The sequence below is a fragment of the Streptomyces sp. MUM 203J genome, assembly GCF_022414595.1.
Lineage (GTDB): Bacteria > Actinomycetota > Actinomycetes > Streptomycetales > Streptomycetaceae > Streptomyces.
On sequence record NZ_JADWYO010000006.1, the window covers coordinates 90,668 to 110,572 of the forward strand.

Consider the following 19,905-nt stretch of genomic DNA (forward strand, 5'->3'; position numbering starts at 1 on the left):
GTTCGCTCGTCGAGGATGTGACCGACGTACAGGCCGCCAAGATGGCGATGAACCCGCATGTCCGGGTCGCCTCCCCGGCAGGGAGCCCGACCGGCTCCGACAGCTAATCAGCGTATCCGAGGTGGCACAGGATCTGCCACCACTCGTCCGACTCCGGAGAACCGGTTACCCGCAGGTACCCTGGCCCGAATCCGCATTCCATAACGAACTCGGCAAGGCTGTCCGAGACCTTCTCGAAGTCGCGACTGGCCCACCAGGAGCTCTGCATGTCGGGGTAGGTCCAGACCGAACCATCCTGACGGTTGATGAGTACGGGATTCTCGTTGATCTTCCCGACGACGAACCATCCGTTCGGTTCTTCAGGGACTTCGACCATGCCCGGCGAGATCAGTGCCTGGGACCTCTCGACGAACCTTCTCCCGAGGATCACTACCGAGCCCATGATGGCCCCGTCAGCAATCGTCAGGAAGTCGATGTACTCCTCCGGAGCGTCAAGCTCCGGTCGCCGGGGGGCGCCCTCGTCTATGGAGTTGCAGATGCTCCACTCCGCGTTGGATTCGATGGCTTCGCGCACCCTCGAGAGCGTCAGCCTGAATTCATCGGTGATCATTTGGGCCCCTGGATGGTGACGGATATGGGTGTATGGTCCGGCAGATTCCTGATCTGTTGCCTTATCTGTCGGCCGATTGCTTGATTGGTGAAGGCGTCAAGCATATGAAGATTTCCCACGACGTCAGGTCCGCCCAGCTGGAGTTCCCATACGTGGTCAGGATTCATGTTACCGAAGATTCGCTGGCGAGCTCGCTTGACGAACTCCGGGTTCACGTCGTTGAACTGCCTGTAGACCCTCTTGAAGAAGTCCTGCTTGTACCCCTTCTCGATACCGGCTCGCGGTGGAAGGGGGTTCGGAGCTTTGACGAGGACCCCCTGGTCACTCAGCTTCTTGAGTGCGTCTGCCTTGATATTGAATTGGGACTTGGGCATCCCCGGCTCGTAGCTGACGGTGATGTTCGTCGGGCATGCCGAGCCGGAGCCGCTGTCATTATGCACGAGCACCGGAACGGCACCAGCCAGCACATGGTAGGTGTGCAGGCCCTCGACGCTCAGGTCGTAGGTGACGCGCTGCGCCTTGTACGACTTGACGGCGGCGATCGTCGCCGTGGAGCCCGAGGCATCCTGGAGTTTCTGGCCGGCCTTGAGGTCGGTGGCCTGGGTCCAGGAGTTGCGCGTGGCTTCGTAGAACTGGTGGTGCTTGGTGGTCTGGATCGTCTTGGGGCCGGACTTCGTTTCTACGACGACATCGACGTAGTCACGGTCGGTCTTGGTGACGATCACCTTCTTGACCTTGTGTTTCTCCTTCTTCTTCTTGCCGGGCTCGGCTGTGAGGACGTAGTCCCCGGCCTTCACCTCGGAGATGGGCTTGACGGTGCCGTTGGCCATCAGTACGCCGGTCAGCCCCGTGAAGCTGTGGGGGGTGCAGCCCTTGCGGCCGAAGCGGCTGGCCGCCGCGCCGAAGATGCCGCCCGCTGCCGCGCCCACCGCTGTGGCCTCGGCCGCGCCACGGGCGCTGCAGCCCTCCTCGCTGGCCGCGCAGGTCACGCCGTACATGACCGCGCCCTCGGCCGCGCCGCCGGCCGCGCCCCTGATCGCGCCCTGCGCGACCTGGCTGCCGACGTTGCTGAGCAGTCGGCCGACCGCCTGGGAGGCGGCGCCGCTGACCGCGCCGCCGATGGCGCCGCCGATCGCGCCGGTCGCCGCGCCGACGACCACGGCTCCGAGGAAGCCGCCGACGGACTTGGGGCCGTCGCTCATCATGTAGCCGACGCCGTTGGCCGCCGCGCCCGCGAGGGCGGCGCAGCCGATGGCTCCGACTCCGGCGGTCAGGGCCGTGCAGCCCGCGAAGACCGCGATGCCGACGCCGATCGCCGCGATGGTGGCGGCGTGCTTCTTGACGTAGTTGACGGTCGCCTTGGCGGCCTTCTTGACGGCTCTGCCGACCTTCTTGGCTGCCTTGACCACCTTCCTCGCGACGCTCTTCGCCGCCTTGGCGACCTTTCTTACGGTCTTCTTGACCTTCTTGACGACCTTGTGGGCGTACCGCTTGACCTTCTTATAGGTGCGTTTGACGTATCTCTTGACCTTCTTGACGCTGTCCTTGACGTAGCGCACCGTCTTGCGGACGGCTCGCTTGGCCCGCTTAACGACCTTCTTGACCGCCCTCTTGATCTTCTTGGCGGCCTTCCTGACCCGCTTCGCGACCTTCTTGACGGCCCTCTTGGTCTTCTTGTAGGCCGACTTGACGGTCTTCTTGACCTTCTTGACGACCTTCTTGACCTTCTTTGCCGCCTTCTTGATGAAGCCGCCGATCGACCAGTGGCCGGTCGGGTCGGTCATCGTCATCGGGTTCTGGTCGGCGTACGCGTAGCGGTTGGCCGTCACCGAGCCCGGCAGGGGGCTCAGCGTGACCGTGTCGCGGCTGTTGAACTGGCCGGTCTCCGGGGAGTACCAGCGGGCGGCCATGTTGACCTTGGCGGTGGCCGGGTCGGTCCAGCCGGACTGGTAGCCCAGGCTGCCCACCATGCCGGTGGACTGGACGACCTTGCCGAACGGCGTGTACGTCGCCGAACCCGTCAGTGTCTCGCCCGTGTCGGTGAACTGCGCCACCACGTCGGTGTGCAGGTCCGTCAGGTAGAGCGCCGACGAGACCGGCGTCTTGACGCCCAGCAGCGTGCCGTCGATGCTGCGGCTGTAGGCGGCCGTGCCGTCGGAGGCCACGTCGTTGCCCATGCCGCTGTACTGGAAGCCGTACAGCGAGCCGCCGTCACTGGACGTGGCGGACAGGAGCCGGTCCAGGCCGTCGTACTGGTAGGTGCGGTCGCCTTCATTGATCACGCGGTTGAAGGCGTCGGCCTTCATCGGCGTCGATATGCCGCCCTCGTCCACGACGGATCTCATCGTGCCGCGTGGTGTGTAGCTGTAGGTGTTGTGACCGTCCGAGGTCAGACGGTTCCGCTCGTCGTAGGTGTAGGTGTCGCCGCCGACGCGTGTGCGGTTGCCGGACGGGTCGTAGCCGTAGACCTCCGTGCTGGTGCCGTTGTTCCAGGACGTGATGCGGTTCGCCCGGTCGTACGTGTACGTGTTCGTGGACGCTCCGGCGACGCCGACCGTGGTCTTCGACGTCTCGTTGCTGTTCTTGTCGTAGCCGTACGTGATCTGCGACGTGACCGTGCCGGACGGCGCGGTCAGCTTGTCGCTCGTCAGACGCTGCAGGGCGTCGTACCCGAAGGAACGCTTCGCCTTGCCGGTGCCGTAGTCGATGGATGTGACGTTGCTGTTGACGTCGTACCCGTAGGTCGCCGTGGAGCCGGTGGCCCCGTCGTCGACCGTCTTCAGACGTCCGGCGGTGTCGTACCCGAAGGCTGACGTGCCGGAGGCGTCCGTGCGGGAGGTCATCGCGCCGTCACCGTTGTAGGCGAAGGACGAGGCGCCCGACGGGCCGGTCGTGGACAGCAGCAGACCGCGGTCGTCGTAGGTGAAGGTGTTGGTCTCCTCACCGACGCCCGCCACCGCGACCAGCCGGTCGTCGGAGTCGTACGCGTAGGTGTGGTCGACCGTCTCCGCCTCGGCGCCCGTGCCGGTCTGGCGCACCAGTCGGCTCTTCGCGTCGTAGACGTTGCTGATCACGACGTCGCCCGGGGACCGCTGCTCCGCCACGCGGCCGTTGCTGTCGTACACCGTGGTGAACGTGCGGTCAGCGAGGTCCGGGTGGCTGGGTGTCGAGGGCTCGACGAGCGACTCGGGCAGGCCCCAGTTGTTGTAGGTGGTCAGGAACTTGTTGCCGCGGCCGTCGGTGAAACGTGTGCGGTTGCCGCCCACGTCGTAGCCGAAGGTCGTGGTGATCGACTCCGTCTCGGAGACCGGCTGCACCGCCTTCGTCACCAGACCCGTCGGGTCCAGGGTGAGCTTGGTGGTGTGGCCGCGGTAGTCGGTCGCCTCGACCGGGTTGCCCGCGCGGTCGTACGTGGTCCGCGCCGTGCGGATGACCGTGCCGTCCGCCGCCAGGTCGTGCGTGGCGACCGGCCGGCCGAAGCCGTCGTAGTCGACCTTCGTGCTGGTGCCGTCCGGATCGGTGGTGGTGAGGATCCCTCCGTCGATGTTGTAGGTGACCTTGGTCGTCTGACCGGCGGCGTCGGTCACCTCGGTGACCTCGCCCACCGCGTTGTACGTGTAGGACTCGGCGACGCCTGTCGGGCTCACCGAGCGGGACAGCTCGCCGCCCGGCGCGTCGTACTCGTTGATCGCCGTGTACGCGCGCTGTGTCGGCTGCCGGACGATGGTGGTGCTGGTGAGGGGGCGGCCCAGGTAGTCCCAGGTCATCTCCTCACGCGCGCCGTTCGGCCGGGTCACCGACAGCAGCTCACCGCTGTCGGCGTACGTGTACTTCGTCGTACCGCCGCCCGGTTCCGTGACCGAGGCCACCGCACCGAGCTGGGTGTACGTGTACGTGGTGCGGTTGCCCAGCGGGTCCACCTCGGCCGTGACCTGGCCCAGGCTGTTGTACTCCGTCCAGGCGATGGCCTCGATCGGGGTCGTGGAACCCGGCGGGGTGTAGTTCGGCAGCTTCACCGAGGTCTCCTGGCCCTCGGCGTCGTAGGCCGTCACCGTCACGTTGCCGAGCGGGTCCGACACCTCGGTGCGCTCACCGAACGTGTTGTAGCCGACCATGGTGACCGGCCGGACCGTGACCGGCGTACCGCCCTCCTGCTCGGCGTTGACGGCGGGCTCCGTGACCGTGGTCTGCTGGCCGCCCTCGTCGTAGCCGTAGTCGGTGGTGTTGCCGTTCGGATCGGTCATCGACACCGGCAGACCACGCTGGTCCAGCTTCCACGTCGTGGACTGGACCGAGCTGCCCTCGGCCGGCAGTGTGCCGCCGTACAGCGACGACACCTGAGAGCCGGTCAGCGCCTCACTGTAGACCTGGACGTCGTCCAGACCGCCCTTGTGGTTGTTGCTGTAGTTGGTGCCGTACTTGTGCCGGCCGAACTGCAGCGGACCCTTCGCCTCCCACGGGGAAGTCCACGCGGTCTCCATCTCGAGGGACCCGTCGACGTACAGACGGATCTTCGCCGCCTCGGCGTCGTAGACACCCGTCAGGTGCGTCCAGGTGTTCGCGGACACCGCGTCGGTACCGGAGTAGGCCCTGATCAAGGGGGAGCCCTTGCTGTCCGCGGCCCGGCCGCCGAAGGTCCAGCCGCCCCCCGTGGAGTAGTAGAGCACGTGGCGGTAGACCTGCTCGCCGTCCTGTGAGACCAGGGTGTGGTTGACCGATGTGTCGGTCAGCCTGGCCCATGCGGAGACGGTGAAGCTGCCGCTGGTGTTGACCACCGGCCCGTCCGTCTGCGCGTACGACTCGGCGTCGCCGTCGAAGACGGCGCTGCCGCCCCGGTCGGTGTTCCAGTGCATACCGGTGCCGTGCGTGGCGGTGTGGTTCGCCCCGGAGGAGTCACCGACGTCGTATCCGGTCGTCTCGTCCAGCCGGTAGCGGGCGACCGGGGCCACCGTGCCGTCGTGCACGGTCGTGCCGGTGACGTTGCCGAGGTTGTCGTAGAGCCGGTCGAGCGTGCTCTTCTCGCCCGTCGCCGGGTCGTACTCGGACTCCGTCACGACGTTGTCGTCCGGGTCGTACGACACGGTGGTGGTGCGGCCGAGGCCGGCCGGGTCCAGGACCGAGGAGATCACGCGGTCGGACGCGTCCACCGTGAAGGTGTTCGTCGTCTGGCCGTCGTTGGTGACCTGCTTGATCAGGTTCCCGGCCGCGTCGTACGTGTTCGCCTGCTCGGTGAACGACTCGCCGGTCTGCGGGTCCTTGCGGACCACCGAGGCCGACAGTCCGTCATCCGTGTAGGTGTACTCGGTCACCCAGCCCATCGCGTCGGTGAGGGACGCGAGCCGGCCGGCCGGGTCGTACGCCCGGGACTCCGTCACCAGGTCGGCCGGCGCCGACGGGTTGTCCGGATCGCCCACGAAGTCCAGCAGGCTCGTGGTGAGGGCCCGGCCCTCGGCGTCGTAGGTGAAGGTCATGACCGTCCCGTCCGGGTCGGTCTCCTTCACCTTGTTGCCGTACTCGTCGTACGCGAACGACGTGGTGTCGCCGCCCGCGTCCGTGCGGGAGTCCATGCGGCCCCACGCGTCGTACGTCATCGACACGGTCCGCGCCGCGTCCCCGCCGGTCAGGTCGGAGACCGTCTGCGACAGGACGTTGCCGTCCGCGTCGTAGCCGGTCGTGGTCCTGGCCTGGTGGACGGCGCCGGTCACCCGGTTGGTGATCTTCGGGCCGGTCTCGGTGACCACCTGGTCGTTCTTGTCGTACGTGAACGTGGTGGTCAGACCGGCGGGGGTGCCGTCGGAGTACTCGGTCCTCGACAGCTGCCTGCCCAGGTCGTCGTACGTGTACGTCACCCGGGCGCCGTTGGCGTCCGTGACCTCCGCGAGGTCACCGTTGGCGTGGTAGACCTGCCGGGTCTGCTTGCCGCCCGGCGTGGTCACCGTGTCCAGCAGCCCCGCCGGGACCGTCGCCGTGCCGCCCCCGGCCGCCGGGGTCGACGAGGTGGTGTACGTCGTGGTCGCGGTACGCCCGTCGGGGTGGCCCGCCACCGGCGGGGTGGTCACCGAGGTGAGCTTGCCGGCCGTGTCGTAGGTGTACGTGGTGAGATACCGGTCGTCCGTGGGGCCCGAGGAGCGTCCGTCCCGCTCGGTGAGCAGCAGGTCGTTGCGCAGGTCCATCGGCGGGAACGCGGTGGTGGCGTCCGGGAAGTACGTGTAGTACTCCGTCGAGCACTTGTCGGCGGCCGTGTCCTGGCAGGTGGTCGTGGAGACCGTGTTGCCGCGCACGTCGTGGCCGTTGATGCTCCGGTTGCCGTTGGCGTCCGTCACGGTGTGCAGGAAGCCGCCCGTGTCGTAGCCGTACGTGGTCCGCTTGCCCTTGGTGTCGATCGCGGCCAGCAGACGGTTGCCCATCTCCACGTCGTACACGTACGTCAGCGTCTTGTCCGTCGGGTCGGTCAGCTTGACCGTCTTGACGGGGGCGATACCGGAGGACGCCTTGTACGCCTTCCAGTGCGCCTCGACGTCCGCCGCGCTCAACGGGTGACCGTAGGCGGCGACCTCGGCGATGGAGCCGTCGAAGAAGCTCACGTCACCGGGGGACTGGTACCAGTACTTGGCGAAGCCCGCGCCGAGGAAGGTCCTGGTGTTGGACTGGTCCTTCGCCGCGCCGCTGTACTCGCCCTGCTTCACACCGTCCAGGTAAAGCGTCTGCTTCGTACCCGAGGCGGACAGGACCGCGTGGTGCCACTTGTTGTCGGTGACCGTCTTCGTCGAGCCGAAGGCCGTGCTGCCCGAGCCCGACACGCTCCACCAGTGACCGTGCAGCTTGCCGTCGGAGCCCGCGTACAGCACCGGGTTCCAGGAGCCGGACGGGCTCGCGAGCGTCGGGTCCTTCGACTGGTCGGACAGGATCACACCCGGCGAGCCGGTCTTGAACCACAGCTCGACCGCCCGCTCGCCGGAGCCGTGCCACGGGGCGAACGGGATCTCCGCGTACGACGAGACCCCGTCGAACGACGCAGCCGTGGCGTCGCCGGTGCCGAACGGACCGGTCACGCCCTGGGTGACGGTGCTGTACGTGCCGAAACCGGTGTTGACCTGGTTCGCGGCCTGGGGGGCGGCCGCCGTGTCGTCGAGGCGCCAGTAGCCGGCCGGGGCGGAGCCCATGACGGCGGACCGGTAGACCTGCGACGAGCCGGTGATGGTGGGCGGGTTGAGCTTCCAGGTGCCGCCGTTGGCGTCCGTGGCCTGGAGGACCAGGTCGTCGGTGGTGCCGTAGTCGACCTCGGAGCGGACCTTGCCCTCCGGAGTGGTGATCCTGTTGAGCAGCCCCGCCGCGTTCTTCGCGGCCTGGTACTGCGCGGTGATCACGGCCGGGGTGAGCGGCTCCGAGTAGATGGCGACCTCGGCGAGGTCACCGGTGTAGTGCCCGAGCTTGTCGTCGGGGTTCATCGCGGGCCAGCCCTGGTTGTTCACCCCCGCACCCAGGCTGATGTAAGGCTGGTCCCAGTCGTTGATCGTGCCCGTGAGGGACCCGACCTTCGCACCGTCCAGGTACAGCGTCTGGCTGTTGGCCTGACCGGTCAGAACCGCCTGGTGCCACTGGCCGTCGGTGACGGTGGGACCGGAGACGATGTTCGGGCTGCAGCCGGGCGACATGGCCAGGCAGCCGCGCAGCTTGCCGTCCGTGCCGACGTACACCGCCGGGGTGTTGTACTTGGTGTTGTTCACCGGGTCGGAGTCGCTCAGCGGCTTGCTGCCGTAGTAGAACAGCACACCCCCGGCGGTGGTGGTCCTGAACCACAGCGACACCGACATGTACGACGGGGTCGCACCCGGCGCCGACGGCATCTCCACGTAGGAGGTGGTGCCGTTGAACGACGCGGCCGTCTGCGTCGAGCCCGCCAGCGGACCCGTCGCACCCAGCGTCACGTCGTGGAACAGGCCGTTGTACTTGCCCTGGTTGGTGACGATGCCGTCGGTGGCCACCGACGCGCCCGCGGCCTCACCGAGCCGCCAGTACGCGAACGGGTCCGCGTCCAGGACGGTGGTCCGGTAGTGGTTGCCGGTGGTGTAGCCGTAGGTGGTGCACTTCAGCGGATCGGCCGGGGCACACACCTTGGTGAGCTGGTCGGCCGCGTAGCCGTACGTCCACGTCTGTGCCGTGGCCGCGTCTCCCGCCGTGGCCGGGTCGGTTGCGACCGTCGCCACATGCGCGGCCTTGGCGCCCGCCGGGGTGGTCCAGGTCAGGTGCAGGGACCGCTGCGACGTCTCGTTCGTGATCTTCGTGAGATTCCCGGAGGCGTAGGTGAACGTTTCCGTGCGGCCCGCGAAGTCCTTGATCGAGCTGATCGCGTAGGTGCCGGCCTTCCCCGCGACCGCCTGCGTGAAGCGGTACTCGGTGAAGTCCTTGTCCGTCAGCGTGTACCCGCCCGAGACCGCCTGGAGGCGCGCGTAACGGCCCAGCGGCGGCACGAACGTGCCGTCGGCGTTGCGGCCGAAGGCGACCTGCTCACCGCCGGGATAGGTGATCTCGACGTGGGTGACCGTGCCCGACGGGTCCTTGTGCTCGGCCGCCTTCATGTCCACGACCGTGGACCAGCCGGCACCGAACGCGTTGCCCGGGCGCGGGTCGAGACTGTTGTACGACCGGTCGATCTCCAGCGACGGGCCCACGACCGACACCTGTGCGTCGGTGTCCTCGGTGGTGTAGTTGCCGTCCGACGGATCGAACTCGTGCCCGCCGGTGTTCTGCGCCAGACCCGACGTCACCGGAGGCTGCGGGACCGCCGTGGTGAAGCGGCCGGACTGGACGGTTTCCGCGTAGCCGTCGGAGACCCCGACGTACCACACGTAGTTCTTGCTCCACTCCAGCTTGCCCGCCGGTACCCGCCAGGCACCGCGGCTCAGCGAGCCGGAGGTGGCGACCGGCGTGGTGCTGCCGTCCGCCTCGTAGATCTCGAAGGTGTACGACAGGGCCGCCGGCCACTTGTCGGAGTCGTACGCGTACACCAGCAGCTCCGGCTGCAGGGTGTTGGCCTGGAAGTTCACCGGCGGGTACTGCGCGGTGATCTGCGGCTTGGTGTTCGCCGAGTAGGTCAGCTCCAGCGCCGGACGGAAACCGGAGGTCGTGGAGTTGTCCGAGTGGAACTTCTTCCAGTGCAGGTTGTCGTTGACCGGTGCGGTCAGGGCGAGGCCGTAGTTGGCGCCGCCGGTGGCCACCCAGTCGAACCATCCGGTGTCCAGCGTGACCGGCATTTTCACACCCACGCTCGTGGATGCGCTGGTGTTGGTGCAGGACGCGCCCGGGTTGGGCGTCGTCGAGCCGATCGCGGGGCCGAACTTCGGGCCCGGGAACGTCTTCGTCGTGGAAGGCGACCAGGACTCGGTGATCGGCTGGGCGTAGAACACCTGGGGGGTGCAGGTGGAGGACCAGGAGGCGTACACGTTCAGCTTGGCGGACGTGACGCGCTGACCCTTCAGGGTGTTGCCCAGCGACGAGAACTGCAGGAACGAGATGGCCGCGTTGGTGCCGCTGTCGTACGAACCGACCTTGATCACGCTCTCGGTGGAGCGGTCGGCGCTGTAGTTGGACTGGACGTACGTGCTGTTGCTGGCCGCGATGGTCGGGTCGACGGTGACCGGGTAGACCCGCTCGGGGTCCTTCAGCCACTCCTCGTCCGCCGTCATCCGCAGCGCGGGCTCGCCGTCCTCCTGCACCAGCTCGTACGTCACCGCCTGGGAGCGGGTGGCGTCACCGGAACGCGGGTCGATCTTCGAGTCCTCCATGAAGGCATGCGGGATCGTCGCGACGACCTCGTCCTTCTCGCCCTTGCGGGCGGTGAACTCCACGTCCCCGTCGTCCGTGAGGCGCGGGGTGAGCCCCTTCAGCTCCAGCGGGAACAGCCAGGAGTTCGGGGCGTCCGGGGAGTGGAGGACCAGGTGTTCCTTGAAACCCTCGGCCAGCGGCACCAGCCGCAGGTCGGTCTCCGGGAGCACTCCGCGGTAGGTGACGATCTTCTTGTCGTCCACCTCCGGCTCGGCCTTGGCGGTCCCGCGCAGGGAGTACGCCAGGCTGATCCCGTCACCGAAGTCCACCGAAGCGAGGCGCTGGTCTGCTGCGTCCGGCGCGAACTCCACGTCCAGCTCGTTGGCCCGCTGGCCGAGCCGCCCGTTCTTCTTCTCCACCAGGGTCGTGTCGATCGGCTTCCACGTGCCGTCCTCCGCCTTGAAGTTGGCGGGGGAGGCGTAGTGCCTGACGGTGGTGGATCCGTCGGCGTTGACGAAGTGGTCCGAGGTGGCTGTGGACTTCTTCGCGTCCCGCTTGCTGGTCTTCGGGTCGAAGCTGTCGGCGTCGCCGGGCGCCTTGCCCGTCTTCGTCTTCTCGACCTTGTCGACCGGCCGCTCGTACGGGTCGAGTTCGCCCTTGCCCTTACCGGGCTTGCTGCCGACGCCGCCGTCGGCGCTGGTGTCGTCCGCCGACGCCTTGTGGCTCTTGCCTTCGGCGGAGCCGCCCTTCTGGTCGGGTGTGTCCAGTGGTGAGGTGTTCATCCACTGCCACAGCCCCGGCAGGGACAGCTTGGGCATGGACAGCGAGGGCAGGGTGGCTCCCTGAGCCACCGCCTGTTCCGTACTGACCAGGAGTGAGAGGGATATGAGTGCGGTGACCGCGGTCACCCGCGCTCTGCGTCTGCCAGATCGACCTGGCGGAAACAGGCGCGGACCGGGGACCCTTCGACGTTGCATGGGTCAGGCCTCAACCTTACGCGTTGCTTACATGAGCCTCGCGAGCCTGCCTGATGAGCGCACGTCAGTTCTACTTGAGTGGCCGTGCGTTATGTGATCTTTACTCTGGTGGGGAACCCGCAGCTCAGCGGTCAGACGCCGGACGCCTCGACGACATCCCGGACGGCGTCCGCCACCGTGTCCTGCAGCCCGTCGCCGTCCCCGGAACGTGCGATGGTGATGTTCGCGCCCTTCTTCGTCCCGTCGACGATGACGAACCGTACGTCCTTGTGCGCGTCCGCCCGCTGCTCCGCCGCCTTCACCTGGGCCTCGCCCACCGCGAGGACGACCGAGCACTTGCGCTGGAGCAGTCCGTTCACGAACGGCAGGGCGTTCTCGGCTGTCTGCTCACCCGCCACCGGCACATAGGTGACACGCACCCGGGTGTCCCCCGAGGCCTCCTGCATGCCCTCCCACACGGTCGCGGCGGTCGTGCCGGACGTGATGCCCTGGTCGTCCGTCAGGAGGCAGGCGTTGAAGTCCTTGTACTGCCGCGCCCGCGGATCCGGCGGCGTGGACTCCCCTTCCCCGCCGAGCAGCAGCCACGTCCCCACCAGCCCGGCCACCAGCACCCCGACACTTCCGGCCACCCAGGCCCACCGCCCGCGGAACGCGCCGGGCGAAGCGAGCGCCCGCCCCACCCCGGCGGCCACGGACCCGCCCTCATGCGACTTCTTGGGCGCGTTGCGCCAGGTACGACGGGTCTTCATGCCGCCACGACTCCTTTCGTCCACCCGTGCGACCAGGCACAGGGCCGACGTACGGTATCGCCCCACGCGGTCCGGCTCGGCCGGAGGGGCCGAGAAGGCCGGGGGCTCCGCCCCGCGCCCGGTCCGCACAGAGCGCACGGGCCGACGCGTCACGGGCCCGGAGATCCATACGGTCTGACGTGTGGGCGGTCCCTGGCCGACAGAGACCGAACCTGAGGTCCGGCAGTCTCCGGAGCTTCCTTCGGACCAGCGCCACGACAAGGCCGAGCGTGCCGCTGACATGCTCGCTGCCCAGCCGACGACTCCCGGGGAGCCGGATCGTGCTCCTGACGGTGTTCCGCAAGACGCAGGCAGCGCGAGACCGCCGAGGCCGAGAGGTTCCGGCAGGCCCGGAAGGTCCGCGAAGAAGAGCGCGGCCCCGCCGAACACAGCTGCAAGCGAACGGAGGCCGACCACCCGTGAACCACTCCCGGTGGAAGACGCGCAGGACCCGCAGGCTCCCGGGGGAACGGGTCGAGGAGTCCCCCGCCCACGTGGAGGCCGGGTGTGCCTTCGCTCTCGGCCGGGCCGTCTGCGTACGCCGGTCGGAGTTCGGCCTGTCGCAGAGTGATCCGGCGCGGCGCCCGGGGACGGCCGAGGGGGAGAGCTCCCGTGTCGAGGGCGGCGACACCGTTCCCACGCTGCCTCCGGTCACCCGGCTCGCCAAGGCGCCGGACGGCTCCCTCGCCGCCGGCCTCGACGGCGACACGTCGATGTTCCTCTTCACCGGGCACGACGGCCATGAGACGGACGAGGCTCCGCCGGGCGGACACTTCTCCGCGGCCTGACAGCGGCAGCTCGGCCAGGGCCCGTCCACAGCCCTGGCTATAGGCTCAGGACCAGACACGCACGTGGAACGGGAGGCGGGCATGGTGGTGCCGGCGCCGGGGCGGCGGAGCAGTACCTTCACACGGCTGCTGCGGCACGGGTTCACCGACCCGTCCGCCGCCGAGCGGCTGCTGGACGACCCAGCCATGGCCGGTGTCCGCTCCGACCCCGTACTCCTGGACGCGCTCGGCGGCACCGCCGACCCGGACCTCGCCCTCCAGGGGCTCGTACGGGTCGTCGAGGCCCAGCCCGACGAGGCGCGGCGGCAGGCCCTGCTGTCCACGCTGCTCGGCTCCAAGCCCCTGCGGGACCGGCTGCTCGGCGTCCTCGGGGCCTCGGAGGCCCTCGGCGACCACCTGGCGCGGCATCCGCTCGACTGGCAGGTGCTCGTGACGTACGAGTCCGCCGACCTCCACCCGGGGGTGGAGGAGTTTGAGCGGGAGCTGGCCGGGGCCAAGGACCCCGTCGCACTGCGCGTCGCCTACCGGCGGTGCCTGCTCGCCATCGCCGCACGGGACGTCTGCGGGACCACCGACGTCGCCCAGGCCGCCGCCGAGCTGGCCGATCTCGCCACCGCCACCCTCCGTGCCGCCCTCGCCATCGCCTGTGCCGCCGCGCCCGAGGACGCCGCCCTGTGCAGGCTCGCCGTCATCGGCATGGGGAAGTGCGGGGGACACGAGCTGAACTACGTGTCCGACGTGGATGTCATCTTCGTGGGGGAGGGGGTCGACGGGGTCGATGAGGGGCGGGCCGTGCAGGCCGCCACCCGGCTCGCCTCGCACCTGATGCGGATCTGCTCCGAGACCACCGTCGAGGGCACCATCTGGCCCGTCGACGCCAACCTCCGCCCCGAAGGCCGCAACGGGCCGCTCGTACGGACCCTCTCCTCCCACCTCGCCTACTACCAGCGCTGGGCCAAGACCTGGGAGTTCCAGGCCCTGCTCAAGGCCCGGCCCGTCGCCGGGGACACCGCGCTGGGCGCCGCCTACGTCGACACCCTCGCCCCGCTCGTGTGGCAGGCCGCCGAGCGGGAGAACTTCGTCCCCGACGTGCAGAAGATGCGGCGCCGCGTCGTCGACAACATCCCCGCCGCCCACGTCGAACGGGAGCTGAAGCTCGGGCCCGGCGGGCTGCGGGACGTCGAGTTCGCCGTGCAGCTGCTCCAGCTCGTCCACGGGCGTGGCGACCCCTCCATCCGCAGCGGCAAGACCCTCGACGCCCTCGCCGCGCTGGCCGCTGGCGGGTACGTGGGCCGGGCCGACGCCGCCCAGCTCGACGACGCGTACCGGTTCCTGCGGACCATGGAACACCGCATCCAGCTCTACCGGCTGCGCCGCACCCACCTCGTCCCGGAGGACGACGCCGACCTGCGGCGGATCGGGCGGTCCCTCGGGCTGCGCACCGACCCCATCGCGGAGCTGGGGCGCGAGTGGCGGCGGCACTCGTCCGTCGTCCGGCGGCTGCACGAGAAGCTGTTCTACCGGCCGCTCCTCGACGCCGTCGCCCGCCTCGCCCCCGTCGAGACCCGGCTGAGCCCCGCGGCGGCCGGGCAGCGGCTGGAGGCCCTCGGCTACGCCGACCCCGCCGCCGCCCTGCGCCACCTGGAGGCCCTCGCGTCCGGCGTCACCCGCAAGGCCGCCATCCAGCGCACCCTGCTGCCCGTGCTGCTCGGCTGGTTCGCGGACTCCGCCGACCCGGACGCCGGGCTGCTCGGCTTCCGCAAGGTGTCCGACGCGCTCGGCAAGACCCCCTGGTACCTGCGGCTCCTGCGCGACGAGGGCGCCGCCGCGCAGAACCTCGCCCGCGTCCTGTCCGCCGGGCGCCTCGCCCCCGACCTGCTGCTGCGCGCCCCCGAGGCGGTCGCCATCCTCGGCGCCCCCGAGGGACTGGAGCCCCGCACCCGTGCCCACCTGGAGCCGGAGATCCTCGCCGCGGTGGGCCGCGCCGGCGGAGCCGAACAGGCCGTCGCGGCGGCCCGCGGGGTACGGCGCCGGGAGCTGTTCCGCACGACCGCGGCCGACATCATCAGCTCGTACGGGGCCGAGGGCATCCACGAGCACGCGGACGCCGGACCCCTCGTCGACCGGGTCGGGCAGGCCGTCACCGACCTCAACGCCGCCACCCTCGCCGGAGCCCTCCGGGCCGCCGTCCGCGAGGAGTGGGGCGACACCCTCCCCACCCGGTTCGCCGTCATCGGCATGGGCCGCTTCGGCGGCCGCGAGCTGGGATACGGCTCCGACGCGGACGTCCTGTTCGTGCACGAGCCCCGAGAGGGCGTCGACGAGCAGGAGGCCGCCCGCGCCGCCAACCGCGTCGTCGCACAGATGCGGCGGCTGCTCCAGCTCCCCACCGCCGACCCGCCGCTGCTCATCGACGCCGACCTGCGTCCCGAGGGCCGCAACGGGCCCCTGGTGCGGACCCTCACCTCGTACGCCGCGTACTACCGGCGCTGGTCGCGTGTCTGGGAGAGCCAGGCCCTGCTGCGGGCCGAGCCCATGGCGGGCGACGAGGACCTGGGGCGGCGGTTCATCGAGCTGATCGACCCGCTGCGGTACCCCGCCAGGGGGCTCGACGAGGCCGCCGTACGGGAGATCCGGCGGCTCAAGGCCCGCATGGAGACCGAGCGGCTTCCGCGCGGCGCCGACCCGACCCTGCACACCAAACTGGGGCGCGGCGGGCTGTCGGACGTCGAGTGGACCGTGCAGCTGTTCCAGCTGAGGCACGGCCACGAGGTACCCGGGCTGCGCACCACCAGCACCCGCAGGGCGCTGGCGGCGGCCTGCGAGGCCGGACTGATCAGCGAGCGGTACGCGCGGACGCTGGACGAGGCGTGGGTGCTGGCCACCCGGGTCCGCAACGGGGTGATGCTGGTGCGCGGCCGGGCCGGGGACACCTTCCCGTCCGACGGGCGGGAACTGGGCGCCGTGGGGCGATACCTCGGGTACGGGCCGGGGCACGTCGGGGAGATGGTGGACGGCTACCGGCGGACCACCCGGCGGGCCCGGGCCGTGGTGGACGACCTGTTCTACGGGGCGTGACGGGTGCGGCGGCGGTGATCCGGGTGTGAACCCGGGCCCCGGCCCCGCTCGGCGCGGGCCGTACGGCCCTCAGCTCGTGAGCCGCACGGCCGTGGCCCCGCCTCCGCCGGGCGTCCCCGCCCGCCGCTGCTCCACCTCGCGCGGCAGCCGGTGCGGCAGGGCCCCGTACCAGGCGTACGCCACGACCAGGCCGAACAGCAGGCACAGCACTCCGCCCACCGCGTCCATCCAGAAGTGGTTCGCCGTCGCCACGATCACGACCAGGGTCAGCGCCGGGTACAGCAGGCCCAGGATCCGCAGCCACGGCGCCCGCGCCAGCGCGAAGACCGCCAGCCCGCACCACAGCGACCAGCCGATGTGCATGGAGGGCATCGCGGCGAACTGGTTCGACATGTTCTTCAGGTCACCGGACGCCATCGAGCCCCACGTCCCGTGCTTGATGACCGTGTCGACGAAGTGCTCGCTCTCCATCAGCCGGGGCGGCGCCAACGGGTAGAGGTAGTAGCCGAGCAGCGCGACGGCCGTCATGCAGAACAGCACGGCGCGCACCGCCGCGTAGCGGCCCGGGTGCCTGCGGTACATCCAGACCAGCACGGCGATCGTGACGATGAAGTGCAGGGTGGCGTAGTAGTAGTTCATCGACACGATGAGCCAGGTCACCGAGTCCACCGTGTGGTTGACGGTCTTCTCGAAGGCCAGCCCCAGGTTCTGCTCCAGGGACCAGATCCAGTCGGCGTTCTTCAGCGCCTGTGCCTTCTGCTCCGGCACGGCGTTGCGGATCAGCGAGTACACGCCGTAACTGACCGCGAGGAGAAGGACCTCGAACCAGATACGGGGGCGACGGGGCGAGCGCAGCCGCTGCCACGCGGTCGGCTGCTCCTCCGGGCGGCCCGGCCGTGCCTCCTCCACAGGTGCTGTCGGGGCCGCCGCGCGGCCGTCCAACGTCGTCAATGTCCCGTCACCCATGGGGAAAGAGTCTGCCAGAAAGCTCCATCAGTTCGATCATCCTTCAAACGGATTCCCGCCGCCATCCGTACGCCTCAGGAGGGACCTCTGCCCTTGCGGGCCCGAGGCCGTTGAACCGCGAACGACCAGCTCCGGCATGAAGACGAACTCGCCGTGCGGGGCGGGCGTACCGCCGATCTCCTCCAGCAGCGCCCGCACCGCCGCCTGCCCCATGGCCTGCACGGGCTGGCGGATGGTGGTGAGCGGCGGGTCCGTGAACGCTATGAGCGGGGAGTCGTCGAAGCCCACGACGGACACGTCCCGGGGCACCTGCAGCCCCCGCTGGCGGGCCGCCCTGATGGCGCCGAGGGCCATCATGTCGCTGGCGCACACGACCGCCGTGCAGCCGCGCTCGATGAGGGCGCCGGCCGCTGCCTGTCCGCCTTCGAGCGTGTACAGGGAGTGCTGGACGAGCTCCTCGGTCTCCTCCGGGGAGAGCCCGAGCCGCTCCCGCATCCCGGCGTGGAAGCCCTCGATCTTGCGGAGCACCGGCACGAACCGCTTCGGGCCGACCGCCAGTCCGATCCGGCTGTGCCCGAGGGACACGAGATGGGTGACCGCCAGCTTCATCGCGGCGCGGTCGTCGGGAGAGACGAACGCCGCCTGGATGTGCGGCGAGAAGCCGTTGATCAGGACGTACGGGACGCCCTTGCCGCGCAGTTGGTCGTACCGCTGCGGGTCGGCCGTGGTGTCGGCGTGCAGTCCGGAGACGAAGATGATCCCGGCGACGCCGCGCTCCACCAGCATCTCGGTCAGCTCGTCCTCGGTGGAGCCGCCGGGGGTCTGCGTGGCCAGCACGGGCGTGTAGCCCTGGCGGGTCAGGGCCTGGCCGATGACCTGGGCCAGGGCCGGGAAGATCGGGTTCTCCAGCTCGGGTGTGATGAGTCCGACGAGGCCGGCGCTGCGCTGGCGGAGCCGTACGGGACGCTCGTAACCGAGCACGTCCAGCGCGGCAAGCACGGACTGGCGGGTGGCCGCGGCCACACCGGGCTTGCCGTTGAGCACGCGGCTGACTGTGGCCTCACTGACCCCCGCCTGGGCTGCGATGTCGGCTAGCCGCGCGGTCATGTGGTGCGACTGTACCGGGCGCGCGTCGGATTGCCCACCAGGCCCGGGGAAGGCCGCGGACCGCGCCCCCGGGCGCTCCCCTTCGCTCCTGTGCGTCCCTCCGTTCCTGCTCGCCGGAGGGGCCGGAACCGTCGGATTCCACCCCCCGGATCGCGCCACTGCTGCAAGGATCCTGAAAGGGCTTGCAGACCCTCGCAGGCCCCGGGGTCAGCGTCCGCGGTGACTGCGGGGACCGCTGTGTCAAGCGATGCGTCGGCAACTGTAGGGACACGCGGATGTAACGATCGCCGGGGCTTGCAGAAAATTGCCGCAAGGTCTTTCGGCGCGTTTTCATCCCTGTTACGTTCCTGGCAACCCGGCGCCCCGCGAAGGAGCGGTCTGCAGCAAACCGGGATCGTTCGAAGGAGTTCACATGCGGCGTGGCATAGCGGCCACCGCGCTGGTCGCGAGCCTGGCTCTCGCGGCGACGGCCTGCGGCGGCGGAAGTGGCGACGGGGACAAGGCTGCCGACGGCCCGGTCACCATCACCTGGTGGGACACCTCGGACGCCACGAACGAGGCGCCGACGTACAAGAAGCTGATCGAGAAGTTCGAGAAGGCCAACAAGGACATCAAGGTCACGTACCAGAACGTCCCGTTCGCCGAGGCCGAGCAGAAGTACAAGACCGCCGCCCAGGCCGGCAAGGCCCCGGACGTGCTGCGCGCCGACGTCGGCTGGACCGCCGGCCTCGCGGAGCTGAAGTACCTCGCCCCGCTCGACGGCACCCCCGCCGTCAAGGAGATCGGCTCCTTCAACCAGGGCCTCGTCGAGGGCGCCAAGGTCGACGGCAAGCTGTACGGCGTGCCGCAGGTCACCGACGCCCTCGCCCTCCTCTACAACAAGGAGATCTTCGAGAAGGCCGGCGTCAAGACCCCGCCGACCACCTGGGACGAGCTGTCCAAGGCCGCGAAGACCATCAAGGACAAGACCGGCGTCGACGGTATCTACCTCAACCCGGACAGCTACTTCGCCCTGCCCTTCCTGTACGGCGAGGGCGGCATGATGGTCGACCCCGCGAACAAGAAGATCACCGTCAACGACGCGGCCGGCCAGAAGGCCACCCAGACCATCGTCGACATGATCAAGGACGGCGTCGCGGTCAAGCCGGACTACACCGACGGCTACAACAACATGCAGGCCGCCTTCAAGGACGGCAAGGTCGCCATGGTCATCAACGGCCCGTGGTCCACGGCCGACGACCTGTCCGGCAAGGCGTTCAAGAACAAGGACAACCTGGGCATCGCGTCCGTCCCGGCCGGCTCCTCCGGCAAGGCCGGCACGCCCACCGGCGGCCACAACCTGACCGTCTACAACGGCTCCGACGCGGCCCACAAGGCGGCGGCGCAGAAGTTCGTGGCGTTCATGACCTCCGCCGAGTCGCAGGAGTTCGCCTCCCTGGGGACCGGCGTCCTGCCGACCCGTGACGACGCCTACACCGTCGAGGTCGTCGCGGACCCGGTCCGCGCCGCCTTCAAGAACGTCCTCACGGACTCCACCCCGCGCCCCGCGGTCGCCGGTGTGAGCGACATGTTCGCCGAGTGGACCAAGCAGCACGTCGAGATCCTCAAGGGCAACGCGTCCGTCGAGAAGGGCCTCGACACCACGGCGGACAAGTGGAAGGCCAACGTCGGCTCCCTCAAGGAGTACTCGATCGGCTGATCCGCTCCAGGCCCGGACCGGCGCCCCGAACCTCTCGGGAGCCGGTCCGGGCCGGACCCGTACGCACCGGACCCGCGCCCCAGGGCGCGGGACCCGCGACCGCGACCGGACCCGCCGGGGCCGGGCC

The 19,905-nt window shown here is 69.5% G+C and carries 8 protein-coding genes; 3 read left to right on the forward strand and 5 right to left on the reverse strand.

The genetic code is table 11. The features are described from left to right. Window positions 1–103: 103 nt before the first annotated feature. From I3F58_RS05920 to I3F58_RS05930, 3 genes are all read right to left on the reverse strand, one after another. The gene (locus I3F58_RS05920; RefSeq protein ID WP_240107152.1) at window positions 104–610 is read right to left on the reverse strand and encodes a hypothetical protein; all 507 of its coding nucleotides are present in this window, start codon (window positions 608–610) and stop codon (window positions 104–106) included. After that, window positions 607–11,226 (reverse strand): LamG-like jellyroll fold domain-containing protein, encoded by a 10,620-nt coding sequence (locus I3F58_RS05925; RefSeq protein WP_240107153.1) that lies wholly within the window; start codon window positions 11,224–11,226, stop codon window positions 607–609. Before I3F58_RS05925 ends, I3F58_RS05920 begins: the two co-directional genes overlap by 4 nt. 257 nt (window positions 11,227–11,483) lie before the next feature. Continuing rightward, the gene (locus tag I3F58_RS05930; RefSeq protein WP_240107154.1) at window positions 11,484–12,101 is read right to left on the reverse strand and encodes a BMP family ABC transporter substrate-binding protein; all 618 of its coding nucleotides are present in this window, start codon (window positions 12,099–12,101) and stop codon (window positions 11,484–11,486) included. A gap of 458 nt (window positions 12,102–12,559) precedes the next feature. Between I3F58_RS05930 and I3F58_RS05935 the strand changes: the two genes are divergently transcribed. Together I3F58_RS05935 and I3F58_RS05940 are read left to right on the forward strand one after the other, a co-directional pair. Beyond that, window positions 12,560–12,928 carry a transcriptional regulator gene (locus I3F58_RS05935; RefSeq protein ID WP_240107155.1) on the forward strand — a complete coding sequence of 123 codons (369 nt, stop codon included), beginning with the start codon at window positions 12,560–12,562 and terminating at the stop codon, window positions 12,926–12,928. Between the two features lie 84 nt (window positions 12,929–13,012). Further along, window positions 13,013–16,006, forward strand: a complete 2,994-nt coding sequence (locus tag I3F58_RS05940; RefSeq protein ID WP_240107212.1) for a bifunctional [glutamine synthetase] adenylyltransferase/[glutamine synthetase]-adenylyl-L-tyrosine phosphorylase — start codon at window positions 13,013–13,015, stop codon at window positions 16,004–16,006. A gap of 69 nt (window positions 16,007–16,075) precedes the next feature. On the opposite strand, the gene I3F58_RS05945 is transcribed toward I3F58_RS05940, so the two are convergent. Both I3F58_RS05945 and I3F58_RS05950 read right to left on the reverse strand, forming a co-directional pair. Next, window positions 16,076–16,972, reverse strand: a complete 897-nt coding sequence (locus I3F58_RS05945; protein WP_240107156.1) for a phosphatase PAP2 family protein — start codon at window positions 16,970–16,972, stop codon at window positions 16,076–16,078. A 36-nt stretch (window positions 16,973–17,008) separates the two neighbouring features. After that, complete coding sequence (locus I3F58_RS05950) at window positions 17,009–18,079, reverse strand: LacI family DNA-binding transcriptional regulator (protein WP_240107157.1); 1,071 nt, start codon at window positions 18,077–18,079, stop codon at window positions 17,009–17,011. A gap of 412 nt (window positions 18,080–18,491) precedes the next feature. On the opposite strand from I3F58_RS05950, the gene I3F58_RS05955 reads away from it, so the two are divergent. After that, window positions 18,492–19,778, forward strand: coding sequence for an extracellular solute-binding protein (locus tag I3F58_RS05955; RefSeq protein ID WP_240107158.1), 1,287 nt, complete (start codon window positions 18,492–18,494; stop codon window positions 19,776–19,778). Window positions 19,779–19,905 lie beyond the last annotated feature (127 nt).

What these genes read in the sequence shown, in the direction of transcription:
- I3F58_RS05955 (WP_240107158.1), top strand. Translation starts at nt 18,492, where the DNA reads ATGCGGCGTGGCATAGCGGCCACCGCGCTGGTCGCGAGCCTGGCTCTC.
- I3F58_RS05930 (WP_240107154.1), bottom strand. Translation starts at nt 12,101, where the DNA reads ATGAAGACCCGTCGTACCTGGCGCAACGCGCCCAAGAAGTCGCATGAG.
- I3F58_RS05945 (WP_240107156.1), bottom strand. Translation starts at nt 16,972, where the DNA reads ATGGGTGACGGGACATTGACGACGTTGGACGGCCGCGCGGCGGCCCCG.
- I3F58_RS05920 (WP_240107152.1), bottom strand. Translation starts at nt 610, where the DNA reads ATGATCACCGATGAATTCAGGCTGACGCTCTCGAGGGTGCGCGAAGCC.
- I3F58_RS05950 (WP_240107157.1), bottom strand. Translation starts at nt 18,079, where the DNA reads ATGACCGCGCGGCTAGCCGACATCGCAGCCCAGGCGGGGGTCAGTGAG.